The organism is Citrobacter sp. 21OH12SH02A-Citro (genome assembly GCF_027919895.1).
Taxonomy (GTDB): domain Bacteria; phylum Pseudomonadota; class Gammaproteobacteria; order Enterobacterales; family Enterobacteriaceae; genus Citrobacter; species Citrobacter braakii.
The window spans coordinates 2,775,494-2,786,323 of the sequence record NZ_CP114801.1 but is presented as its reverse complement, the minus strand read 5'-3'; the positions used below and the strand labels follow the sequence as shown (position 1 = coordinate 2,786,323).

Sequence of the window (10,830 nt, the reverse complement as noted above, 5' to 3'; positions counted from 1 at the left end):
AATGAATAAATTTTATAAAGGATCTTTCTACCCGGAAGCTCTAAAAGAGGTATATATCAGCGCTGGCTCATGGCCTGAAAACGGCGTTGATGTTGATGATGAAACAATGACAATTTTCACGTCCGCAGCGCCAAAAGGTAAAACTCTCGGGGCTAATAAAGACGGTAATCCTACATGGTTGGATATTCCCCCTCCGAGCTATGAAGAGTTAATCCGGATAGCAGAAAACGAACAGAAGAGGTTTCTAACCAATGCTGATGCTGTAATGCTCGACTGGCGGACAGAGTTGATGCTGGGTGAAATCAGCGACGCCAACAAAGCTAAGCTGTCAGCGTGGATGGCTTATAAAAACGAGATTAAGGCGGTTGATGTGACAACCGACCCTGAGCATGTTAACTGGCCTGTTTTACCGGAGGCGTAGGCCATACGGGTTTTGCTGTATCAATGCGCATCGATAGCAATCGGTATTTATCCCACTCACTACCTCTACCCCAACATCAAGGGCTTCTTGTCACTAGGAAATCTCTGGAATGCTTGCCTGAACATATTTCGTATGGGACAATACGCAGCATTAGCCCTTATAGAACTATTCAAGATTAAATAATTCAATGCTAACATTAAAACTCGGTAAAAAAGCATTACTTACTCAAATTTCCTTCGCCACCTTTGGTTTGCTAATGACTTTGCGAGCCTTTTTCCCTGGCTTAATCACTAGTGATGCGTTAGATCAATACCAGCAGGCGATGCATTTTAATTTTAATGATTGGCATCCTCCGATTATGAGTTTCATTTGGGCAATCACGAATGACTGGATACCTGGAGCATTCGGAATGCTATTGCTCGAATGCCTTCTATACTGGGGAGGGTTATTACTTATATCCCTTTCGATTCCACAATCGTATAAAAAAATATCATTAGCAGTTATTCTTGTTGGTTTCATGCCGTTTGCAGTTGGTACGCTAAGTCATATTTGGAAGGATGTACTTCATGCGGTTATTTGGTTGTATGCTGTAGGGCTTATTTGTTTAGGCATTTCTGTAGATAACGGACGATATAAGAAAATATTTCTTATGGCTGGTGCTATGCTATTTGTTGGAAGCATGGTGAGATTTAATGCAATATTTGGTTTGTTACCCTTAGTATGGTTGCTTTTAAGTAAAAGCGATTTACAGTCATGGAAGAAATGGAGTGTCGTTTGCATTCTTTTTCCAGCATGCTGCATTTTATTAACGACAACCTTCAATTACGGTTTTTTAAATGCTGCAAAATCTCGCGTCCATCAATCGTTGATAGTTTTCGATCTTGGAGGTATTTCCAATTTTTCAGGTAAAGACTATTTTGAGGAAAATTGGAGTGGTGATGAAGGTAAAAAGATGCTTTCAACTTGCTATGATGCGGCTGCATGGGACGTTTATGCTTGGGGACCTTGTAGTTTTGTTCTAAATAAAGTACGAAATTCTGGTTCATGGGATGACGGATCGTTAATGAAAAAATGGATTTTTGCAATATATCATGAACCTAGGGCGTACCTGAATCACCGCTATGCAAACTTCATGAAGTTGTTATGGCATCCAAATTCAGTCTTAGGTGATCATACTGTAGAAAATTCATTAGGGCTAAAATACAAAAAAACTGGGCTGTTCAGAATACTTGAAACGACAACCAATTTATTGAAAAATACAATCATATTTCAACCAGGATTCTGGCTTATGGCCTCTTTTGTATTTTCACTTTATGGCCTATTGTCTCGCAAATGTTTTGCCAGAGATGTTTTCCTTGCTTTAAATACGTCAAGTTTTTTGTATCTTCTAGCATATCTATTTGTCGGCGTAGCATCTGATTTTAGGTATGCATATTGGTCAATCTTGGCAACATCAGCAAGCGTTCCATTTATCTTATTGTCAATTAAAACAAAAGAATAACTTTAATGAGGTCGGTATGTATTATCGTGATCAGCATGTGGCATTAATCGTTCCTTGCTATAATGAAGAAGCAGCGATCGAAGCAGTAGTTCATGGATTTCGTGATGCTATGCCAGAGATTGATGTTTATGTTTTTGATAACAATTCGACTGACCGCACTGCCCTTGTTGCCAGAAATGCAGGTGCTAAAGTGGTATCTGTGCAACTTCCTGGTAAGGGAAATGTTGTACGCCGTATGTTTGCCGACGTTGATGCTGATATCTACGTGATGGTGGATGGGGATGCAACTTATGATGCTAGTGCTGTTAGAAGTCTTGTCGATAGGCTGCTTGATAACCGTCTTGACATGGTCGTTGGTTGTCGAGAAACAAAAGAGGAAATTGCTGGTGAAGCATATAGACGCGGACATCAGTGGGGTAATTATATACTGACTCAAAGTGTTGTTAAGATATTTGGTGGAAATTTTACCGATATGCTTTCAGGGTACCGGGCTTTCACACGTAGATATGCGAAATCTTTTCCTGCCCTTTCCAATGGCTTTGAAATTGAAACTGAGTTGACAGTACATGCTCTTGAGCTTCGCATGCCCTATGGTGAAGTAATGACCGCCTACGGAGCGCGTCCGGAAGGGTCTGTCAGTAAATTGTCGACATATAGCGACGGCTGGAGAATACTAAAGACTATTGGTCGACTCTATATAAGTGAACGCCCATTTGCCTTTTTCGGAATTTGTTCTTTGACCATGGCGATTGTGTCATTATTACTTGGCTTCCCTCTGTTAACCGAATATCTTCGTGAAGGACTGGTTCCCCGGCTACCAACTGCGGTTTTAGCTGCTTCTATCATGATTGCAGCGGCATTATCATTCGTTTGTGGTTTAGTCTTGGACAATGTGACCAGAGGAAGACATGAAATGAAGCGACTGGTCTACCTTGGGATACCACTTCCGTGTATGAGAGAAGATAAATGATAAAAACTCTGAGAGAGATTTTTTTCTTTGGAATTAGTGGGGCAATCGGTTTTCTGGTAGATACCGCAGTGCTTTATCTTCTGCTTGGGTATTGCGGACCATACATAGCCAGAGCTTTTTCCTTTTTTGCAGCAGTAGTCGTTACATGGTTTTTCAATAGAAAGATAACCTTCAAAGATAAAAGCTCATGCATGAAGCCTCAAAACGAATTTCTCTCATATTTTGTTCTCATGCTAGGTGGTGGCTCAGTTAACTATGGACTCTATAGTTGGCTAATCTCTACATATAATATAGTCCTTGAAATCCCGATCATCGGCGTAGCGGCTGGAAGTATAGCCGGTATGGTTGTCAACTTGGCAACATCAAGATTCTTATTGTTTCGCAAAGAAGTTCGATCCTAAATTATTGGTTGTTCATAATTTACTGATGCAACCATACATTAAATATAGAAAAGCCTATTTATGGGCTTTTCTTCTAAAAGATCTACCGGGACTACAAACAGCAGTCGATCTACGTTATATGTGGCATCAGCCAGCAAACTGTTGTCATCGAGATTCAATCTGGATATCCCCCAGTAGATAGAAGTGACATCCCAGATAAATCGCACTTATTATGGTTGTATACCATGACCATCTGTAAGCGTTAAGTGAGCGCCGTATTGACGGCTATTTATTGGTGAGATCTACGTTCCATGGCAGCAGTTCGGCCACTTTGTTGATGGGCCACTCCGGCAATACGCTCAGGATATGGCGAAGGTAACCCTCTGGATCGATACCGTTCAGCCTGCACGTTCCGATCAGACCATACAGCAGGGCACCACGTTCACCACCATGATCACTGCCGAAGAAGATGTAGTTTTTCTTGCCCAGACAGACCGCTCGTAGCGCGCGCTCAGCAGCGTTATTATCCGGCTCTGCCAGACCATCATCGCAGTAGTAACACAGGGCATCCCACTGGTTCAGTGCATAAGCGAACGCCTCGCCTAACCGGGATTTTTTCGACAGAGTGGCTCTTTTCTCCACCAACCAGTCATGCAGGGATATCAGCAACGGTTTACTTCGGGACCGTCTGGCGGCCAGCCGCTGAGATGCCGGAAGGCCGCGTATTTCCTCTTCTATCGCGTATAACTCACTGATGCGCTTCAGAGCCTCCTCTGCTGTGGCCGTCCGGGTGCTGATATAGACGTCATGGATTTTGCGCCGCGCATGAGCCCAGCATGCCGCTTCTGTCAACGGGCCACCTTCACGCTCTGCGCTGAACAACCTGTCGTACCCTGCGAAGGCATCTGCCTGCAGCACGCCATGATAGTGCCGAAGATGTTGCTGAGGGTGTTTCCCCTGTCGGTCCGGTGAGAAGGCGAACCATGCCGCTGGCGGATCTGATGAACCCGCGCTTCTGTTATCACGGACATATGTCCAGATACGCCCGGTTTTCGTCTTCTTTCTGCCCGGCGCCAGCACGGGCACCGGAGTGTCATCCGTATGCAGTTTGCGGCAGTCCATCACGTAGTGGTAGAGGGCTTCATCCAGCGGGGCCATTAACCGGCAGCACGCATCCACCCAGTTGGAGAGCAGCGCACGACTCAGATCCACACCCTGACGGGCAAAGATTTCGCACTGGCGATACAGCGGCAGGTGTTCACAGTATTTGGCCGTTAACACGCGGGCCAGCAGACCCGGCCCGGCGATGCCCCGGTCGATAGGACGTGAGGGCGCTGGCGCTTCAACGACGCAGTCGCATCGGGTACAGGCCTTTTTCACTCTGACCGTGCGGATCACTTTCAGGGCGCTGGAGACCAGCTCCAGTTGCTCCGCGCTGACTTCGCTGAGATAGGCCATATCACTACCGCAACCAGGACAGCTGGTTTCAGCTGGCTCCAGTCTGTTTATTTCGCGGGGAAGATGTTCCGGTAACGGGCGACGATGACGGGACTGGCGCAACTGACGCGGAACCTGCTGATCATTGTCCCGGCCGTTGTAACGATCGCTTTGCTGCTCCTGCTGTTTCAGCAGGGCTTCGGCTTCTTCGACCTGCCGGCGTAGCTTTTCTGAACGGGTACCGAACAGCATTCGGCGCAGTTTTTCTATCTGAGCCCGCAGATATTCTATTTCACGCTCTTCGTTCTCTATTTTCTCTTCTGCGCGGGCCAGCGCCGAACGCAGGAACGACTCAGTCTCAGCAACGAGACTGAGCTGGCTGTCTTTCTGGCGAAGCGCGTCTTCCAGCGCAGCGATACGGGCGAGATAGTCCTGACTCATGACCCCATTTATAATGCGGTCATGCGCTTTTTACAACATCGTCAGTGAGTTAAGGCGTGCAGTTTTAGGTTGCCGCCAGTCCAGCTTATCGAGGAGCATGGCGAGTTGTGAGCGGGTGATGGCGATTTTGCCGTCGCGTACAGCAGGCCAGACGAACTGTCCCTCTTCCAGACGTTTGGTAAACAGACACAGACCGTCAGCATCAGCCCAGAGGATCCTCACGGTGTCACCTTTACGACCACGGAAGATAAACAGGTGGCCGGAGAACGGATTGTCATCAAGAACATGCTGGACCAGTTCGCCCAGACCATTGAAGGACTTACGCATATCGGTGACCCCGGCAACCAGCCAGATACGAGTGCCTGACGGTAAGGGTATCATCGGCTCCTCCCGGTCAGCTCGCGGATCAGCGTTTTCAGAAGTGCAGGTGATAAATCCCCGGACAGACGCAGGCTGGCACCGCCGACAGTCACCTCGCATGTCATGGCCTCGCGGCAGGCTGGAGCGGCGGGTTCATAGTGCGGCTCAGCATGGTGTGACAGGGCCATATCAGGCAGGACAACGGGGATAACAGAGTCTTGCTCTCTGATTGACCGTTGTATTTCATCGGGCAGAAGATGTCTGTAACGCTGGCGCCAGGTAAACAGCAGATTGTCATTAATTCCATTATCCCGCGCCAACCGGGCAACACAGGCTCCAGGCTGATATGACTTTTCGACGAGAGCCAGCTTAAAGTCCATTGAGTAGGACGCCCGCGCCCTGCGGGGCTGAAGAGTGTTTGACATTGATAGAGTCCATTAACGTTAATAAGAGGACTCTATCATCGTCAATCGTTAGTAATCGCAACAGGCGGCAGTGGCTTGACGCTTACGACCATCTAGAATTTTGTCGGATATTCTTCATGCATTTTACGCCAGAGCAAAGCATCAACGTATAGAAACCTCCATCCATATGTCAGATTGAAAGTATAGGGCAGGAAGAAAAGTGGTGCGCACAGGTAATGATTTAAAAGGAGTTTGTAAGGTAAATCTGAATGATGGTTTTGTTAATTGATGAATTCTTAAAAATGGGTGGGCGCTGGATCATACGATCCCGAATTTTTCCCGTCGACACCACGAAACCAATGGCAACTGATTGATCTTGAATGGGCGCAATAGTAAGTATTAGGAGGTGTTTTTTAATTGGTTTTTGTTTTAACTTATTGAATTTTATAGGTTATTACGTTTTGAGTTGTAAACAGGAATCGTATTCGGTCTCTTTTTATGTGGATTTTATTTCAATCACTTAGGACATCATGTCCGAAAATTTCCGAAATTTGTCCGCATATCACAATTCGGGATTTCTTCGTTATACCACACTGCTTTTAACATTTACACTTCATTTGCGCAGAAAAAGATCAGATCGTGATGCCCATTTTTTCCTGTTCTCCAGGCGTATGGTCTGCTTATGCGCCAGCATTTCAGTTGTCACTAGTGCCGAGAGGTTTAGACTCACTTGTATCAATAGCGGTATAATTATCCATCAATTGATGCCGTTCTGGCCCCTGATACATGGACTCAGTTTCTCAATAACGAGATATAAGAAATGGAAAAGTTAAAAGAAAGACTCGTGATGGAGATTGGTAATGCTGAAGATCTCTCTGCAGCATTAAAACTATACACCAGTTTCTATCTATTAATCCCAGAGTATAAATTTGTCTTTTCATCGCCTAAAGGGCCATATCCGGGGTTTCAAACTAACAAGAAATTCAAGCATGGGGCGTCTATACGCTCTTTATTCAATGATGAAAATGTTTTAGTTATGGATCCTCAAACCATAGAGGAAATGTTCAGCGATAAAGGACACTCCACATTTAAAATAGATTACTCAATATCTCTTGATAGCCAGGCATTAAGTTATCTCAGACCATATATCAATGGTAAAGTTTCTGGTCTGGATGATGACATCGAAGAAATATTTAAATTTATTTCTCATCAGAATACGCAGGTAGACTCTGTGTTATATGAGCTGGAGAACCTTAAAAATCTGGATGAGAAAGAGAATCACCATAAAATATTCGATAAGTTGATGGGTTACGAATTTATAAAAGATGTTGATCTCGTTAAGTCAGGAACCAGCGGAGTATTGACCTCAAAAATATCGCAAGGTGAGCTTTTTCTTAATACCGACAGACATTTTAGCTCACTGCTCACCAAAAACAAAGACTCTGAGTTCAGGCGTGCGTTAAGAGACAGGCACGATAGTATTTACGCTTATGTTCTTATGATGAGTATCATCCAAATCAAATCGCCTGCCAGATCGCTCAAAAATAAATTGATCGATCTATTAAGTTTTGCTCACACCAAAGTATGCTTTTTGGCAACAAGAGAGTTAATTCTAGCGAGTGAGTTTTTTATACGAGGGACAGAATTTAGGTTTTTTAACAAAATACATAAAAAGTCGAAAAATATGTGGTCGGCATTACATGGTATGGCCTGGGATCTGACTCATTGTCGATATTTAGAGCAAGCACTTACCTTCAATACAGGAAATGATGAGCGATATTTTTTCCCTGGAATATTGACTTGTGACAAAGGTTTTATTGAGGCGATGGAGCTCACGCCGCTTAAGGCCGTTGCATTTGATACCAAAGGTGGGCCGCCGTTGCTGTTTTATCATGAACATGATGTGATAAAAATTACCGGGGATATCCCTGCGGTTAATGATTTCTATCAGGAATTGTGTTGTAAACAGAAAAGAGAAGAAAGAGCTCGTGCGCGTAATGCACCCACTTATGACCTGCAATCTATAGTAGCTGAACTGGAAGCAGAACTGGAAGCTGTCGCGTTAGTACCTCGTCGACGCGCGGATAGCGTAGGACCGTGATGTATGATTCGGTCGCTCTGTTTTTTACTGCTATGGTTTAATTTAGAACAGGGCAATATTTGTGTACAGGAGGTCAAATGGGACTGCCTGACAATGCTTATCAAAGAGTGGAAGCGACGCGCTGGCGACATGTTTGGGTGGTCGGGGATATCCACGGTTGCTTCTCATTATTGATGGCGAAATTGCGCCTGTGTCATTTTGATCCGTGGCAGGACCTGCTGGTTTCAGTGGGGGATGTTATCGACCGCGGACCTGACAGTTTGCGTTGCCTGAAACTACTGCGTAAACGCTGGATTATCGCGGTCAGAGGGAATCATGAACAGATGGGGCTGGACGCGCTGGCAACCGGGGAGCAATTCCTGTGGTTTATGAATGGCGGTTCGTGGTTTGCGCAGGCGGAGCAGCCAGCGGCGACAGCCGCTCTTGAAACGTGTCGGCAATTACCCTGGATTCTGGAGCTGCGTTGCCAGAACGGCATACACGTTATTGCTCACGCAGATTACCCTGATGATAATTATCAGTGGCAAAAAGAGGTCGATTTACAGCGGGTACTATGGGATCGCACAAGGCTGATGAATAAAGGCAACGGCATTCGCGGCGCGGATCACTTTTGGTTTGGCCATACGCCTCTGCGTCAGCGGTTGGATCACGAGAATCTGCACTATATTGATACTGGTGCGGTGTTTGGTGGCGAGTTGACGCTGGTGCAACTGCAATAATCAAAAATCGCTGTATTCCTGGGCCGGACGCCAGAAGCTGTCGATGTAGTCATCCGCGGGTAAACATCCGCCGTTACGAATACGCTGATCGTCCATCGATATCAGGCACTGCTGCTCAGTTTTGTAGACATCAACAACGATATCTTCACAACCGCCACCCAGGTAGCACACAAAAAGAACCAGCGTGAACATTCCATCCTCAAATGGTAAAGCCATACCTGTAGTGTAGAAGATGTTGATAGATGAGGGAAATTAACCAAGAAATAACCCGTCTGGCGACGGGTTCTTTTTGAATCAGGCAAGGCGCATGATCCAGGCATCTGACTTACGATCGTAGTGCTCGCGAAATAGAACTGAATGTTCTCCGTTAAGAAGAGCCGGGACGCTGGTGTCGGCATCCCAGGCATCAAGTTGCATGCATAAATCCGGATCGGATTTACACGGAATGGTTAACGTTCGGTCCCCTGGCGATTCGCCATGTAACTCGGCGTCGTCGATTTCAAAAGCGCCAATGCGCACACTGGTTTTCATCATCGTGCTCTCCGTTTATTTGCTGGTTGTGGTACGACCAGTTAGGCCGTCCATTTTTCAGCGTAGTCAACGTTAGCAAAAGCGCCAGTAAAAACGTGCGTTATCCTGTAAAGAGTTTGCCATCCCGGACAAGATCGCGCGGGTAGCTATTCTTTAATCGCGATCCAATACGTTTCGCCAGGCCAATCGGCTGATGCTGGAACGTAACCAGCACATCGTCGGTGGTCGGTGCGGTCTGCGGGTAGACATCCCGTCCGCGGTACCACTCTTCGGCTTCGGCAAGGGTCAGTTCAAACGCATGGCTGTGATTTGTGCTGGCGAGAGCAATGATGGCTTCATGCTGCCAGCGGTACCCTTTATTGTGCGTTTCAGCGAGTTTGATGCCGAGTCGGGAAAAGCGGACTTTGCCGATCAGGGTTTCAATCTCAGTTGGGAATAGCCAAATCTCTTTATCACGCTGCCACAGGCGCAGAGTGTCTTCCCACTGCAATCCACAGGCGTTAGCGGCCTGAGTGACAAGCGCGGATTCACGTCCTTTAAGCGGGCTGAACGGGAAGTTACCGACTTTGTATTTTGGCGTCGGTAGTGCAGGGATCGCGGCGGTTTTGCGCAGACGCGCGACGAAAAAACCTTCACAATCGTAGATCTGCGGGAACACATGCAGGAATCCTTCCGGGGTCAGGGCGCGTTCAGCCTCAGGGAATAAATCGCCCAGTGGTAAAAACTCGACGGCGTCCGGGTAGGTCTCAATCAACCACTGCATAATGTCTTCATTTTCGTCACGGTTCAGCGTGCAGGTCGAGTAAACCAACGTGCCGCCGGGACGCAAGGCATGAAAGGCGCTGTCGAGAAGTTCGCGCTGGGTTGCGGCAATTTCCAGATTACTTTCTGGCGACCAGTTTTTTAGCGCATCGGGATCTTTACGCACCACGCCTTCACCGGAACACGGCGCGTCCAGCAAAATGGCATCGAAGGCTTCTGGCAACGCTGCGCCAAATACCCGCCCGTCAAAATGGGTTAGCGCGACATTGGCTATCCCGCATCGGCTGATATTGGCATGCAGGACTTTGACGCGACTGGCGGAAAACTCATTTGCCAGAATCGCGCCCTGATTTTTCATTTTTGCGGCAATTTGCGTGGTTTTGGAGCCGGGGGCTGCCGCGACATCCATCACGCGATCCGGAGTGTTACCATCGGCAAACAGCGCGGCGACCGGCAGCATTGAGCTGGCTTCCTGAATATAAAACAGGCCGCTTAAATGTTCCGCGGTACTGCCGAGCGGTACTGACTTTTCATCATCGCGTTCGATCCAGAAACCTTCAGCGCACCAGGGTATCGGAGTGAGCGACCAGTTGTAAGGTGCAGTCAGAGTGAGGAAGTCGGCAACGGAGATTTTCAGCGTATTGACGCGGATGCTGCGACGCAGCGGACGCTGGCAGGCAGCGAGAAAATCATCAAATGAGAGCGTGGAAGGCATTGCTTCACGCATTTGGTTTAGAAAGGCGTCGGGAAAATAAGCCACTTGGTACCACCGGCAAAAAAACAGGTGCGCAGTGTAGCATAAG

12 protein-coding genes are annotated in these 10,830 nt (G+C 47.0%); 6 read left to right on the top strand and 6 right to left on the bottom strand.

The annotated features are described in order from the left end of the window. The first annotated feature begins 1 nt into the window (after position 1). The 4 genes from O6D90_RS13515 to O6D90_RS13500 all read left to right on the top strand — a co-directional run bounded on the left by O6D90_RS13515 (position 2) and on the right by O6D90_RS13500 (position 3,293). A complete protein-coding gene (locus O6D90_RS13515) occupies positions 2–421 on the top strand; it encodes a tail fiber assembly protein (protein WP_016156279.1) in 420 nt (139 codons plus the stop codon). Between the two features lie 187 nt (positions 422–608). Further along, positions 609–1,922: a hypothetical protein gene (locus O6D90_RS13510; RefSeq protein WP_032931186.1), complete on the top strand. Its 1,314-nt coding sequence runs from the start codon at positions 609–611 to the stop codon at positions 1,920–1,922. Between the two features lie 16 nt (positions 1,923–1,938). Continuing rightward, entirely contained in the window at positions 1,939–2,892 is a 954-nt protein-coding gene (locus O6D90_RS13505) for a glycosyltransferase (protein WP_016156281.1), read from the top strand. Next, positions 2,889–3,293, top strand: a complete 405-nt coding sequence (locus O6D90_RS13500; protein WP_016156282.1) for a GtrA family protein — start codon at positions 2,889–2,891, stop codon at positions 3,291–3,293. The genes O6D90_RS13505 and O6D90_RS13500 overlap by 4 nt, the downstream gene beginning before the upstream one ends. Positions 3,294–3,557: 264 nt before the next feature. On the opposite strand, the gene tnpC is transcribed toward O6D90_RS13500, so the two are convergent. From tnpC to tnpA, 3 genes are read right to left on the bottom strand one after another with little or no spacing between them, the layout of a single operon-like run. Continuing rightward, positions 3,558–5,150: an IS66 family transposase gene (tnpC, locus tag O6D90_RS13495; RefSeq protein WP_039264109.1), complete on the bottom strand. Its 1,593-nt coding sequence runs from the start codon at positions 5,148–5,150 to the stop codon at positions 3,558–3,560. Positions 5,151–5,180: 30 nt separating this feature from the next. Then, complete coding sequence (gene tnpB / locus O6D90_RS13490) at positions 5,181–5,531, bottom strand: IS66 family insertion sequence element accessory protein TnpB (protein ID WP_021567584.1); 351 nt, start codon at positions 5,529–5,531, stop codon at positions 5,181–5,183. Continuing rightward, positions 5,528–5,935, bottom strand: a complete 408-nt coding sequence (gene tnpA / locus O6D90_RS13485; protein ID WP_021567585.1) for an IS66-like element accessory protein TnpA — start codon at positions 5,933–5,935, stop codon at positions 5,528–5,530. Before tnpA ends, tnpB begins: the two co-directional genes overlap by 4 nt. A 799-nt stretch (positions 5,936–6,734) precedes the next feature. Between tnpA and O6D90_RS13480 the strand changes: the two genes are divergently transcribed. Continuing rightward, on the top strand, positions 6,735–8,015 hold the full coding sequence (locus O6D90_RS13480) for a hypothetical protein (protein WP_019076586.1): 1,281 nt from the start codon (positions 6,735–6,737) through the stop codon (positions 8,013–8,015). 77 nt (positions 8,016–8,092) lie between these two features. Continuing rightward, positions 8,093–8,734 carry a protein-serine/threonine phosphatase gene (pphA, locus tag O6D90_RS13475; protein ID WP_016156284.1) on the top strand — a complete coding sequence of 214 codons (642 nt, stop codon included), beginning with the start codon at positions 8,093–8,095 and terminating at the stop codon, positions 8,732–8,734. On the opposite strand, the gene O6D90_RS13470 is transcribed toward pphA, so the two are convergent. From O6D90_RS13470 to rsmF, 3 genes are all read right to left on the bottom strand, one after another. Beyond that, positions 8,735–8,926 (bottom strand): YebW family protein, encoded by a 192-nt coding sequence (locus tag O6D90_RS13470; RefSeq protein WP_016152779.1) that lies wholly within the window; start codon positions 8,924–8,926, stop codon positions 8,735–8,737. It lies immediately after the preceding gene. 102 nt (positions 8,927–9,028) lie between these two features. Then, on the bottom strand, positions 9,029–9,265 hold the full coding sequence (locus O6D90_RS13465; protein ID WP_029139506.1) for a YebV family protein: 237 nt from the start codon (positions 9,263–9,265) through the stop codon (positions 9,029–9,031). A gap of 100 nt (positions 9,266–9,365) precedes the next feature. Then, positions 9,366–10,754, bottom strand: coding sequence for a 16S rRNA (cytosine(1407)-C(5))-methyltransferase RsmF (gene rsmF / locus O6D90_RS13460; RefSeq protein ID WP_032931304.1), 1,389 nt, complete (start codon positions 10,752–10,754; stop codon positions 9,366–9,368). Positions 10,755–10,830: the final 76 nt, after the last annotated feature.

Excerpts from the sequence above, each read along its gene's own strand:
- O6D90_RS13470 (WP_016152779.1), bottom strand. The coding sequence starts at position 8,926 with ATGTTCACGCTGGTTCTTTTTGTGTGCTACCTGGGTGGCGGTTGTGAA.
- O6D90_RS13510 (WP_032931186.1), top strand. The coding sequence starts at position 609 with ATGCTAACATTAAAACTCGGTAAAAAAGCATTACTTACTCAAATTTCC.
- rsmF (WP_032931304.1), bottom strand. The coding sequence starts at position 10,754 with ATGCGTGAAGCAATGCCTTCCACGCTCTCATTTGATGATTTTCTCGCT.
- O6D90_RS13505 (WP_016156281.1), top strand. The coding sequence starts at position 1,939 with ATGTATTATCGTGATCAGCATGTGGCATTAATCGTTCCTTGCTATAAT.
- O6D90_RS13480 (WP_019076586.1), top strand. The coding sequence starts at position 6,735 with ATGGAAAAGTTAAAAGAAAGACTCGTGATGGAGATTGGTAATGCTGAA.
- tnpB (WP_021567584.1), bottom strand. The coding sequence starts at position 5,531 with ATGATACCCTTACCGTCAGGCACTCGTATCTGGCTGGTTGCCGGGGTC.
- O6D90_RS13500 (WP_016156282.1), top strand. The coding sequence starts at position 2,889 with ATGATAAAAACTCTGAGAGAGATTTTTTTCTTTGGAATTAGTGGGGCA.
- tnpC (WP_039264109.1), bottom strand. The coding sequence starts at position 5,150 with ATGAGTCAGGACTATCTCGCCCGTATCGCTGCGCTGGAAGACGCGCTT.
- O6D90_RS13515 (WP_016156279.1), top strand. The coding sequence starts at position 2 with ATGAATAAATTTTATAAAGGATCTTTCTACCCGGAAGCTCTAAAAGAG.
- O6D90_RS13465 (WP_029139506.1), bottom strand. The coding sequence starts at position 9,265 with ATGAAAACCAGTGTGCGCATTGGCGCTTTTGAAATCGACGACGCCGAG.
- pphA (WP_016156284.1), top strand. The coding sequence starts at position 8,093 with ATGGGACTGCCTGACAATGCTTATCAAAGAGTGGAAGCGACGCGCTGG.
- tnpA (WP_021567585.1), bottom strand. The coding sequence starts at position 5,935 with ATGTCAAACACTCTTCAGCCCCGCAGGGCGCGGGCGTCCTACTCAATG.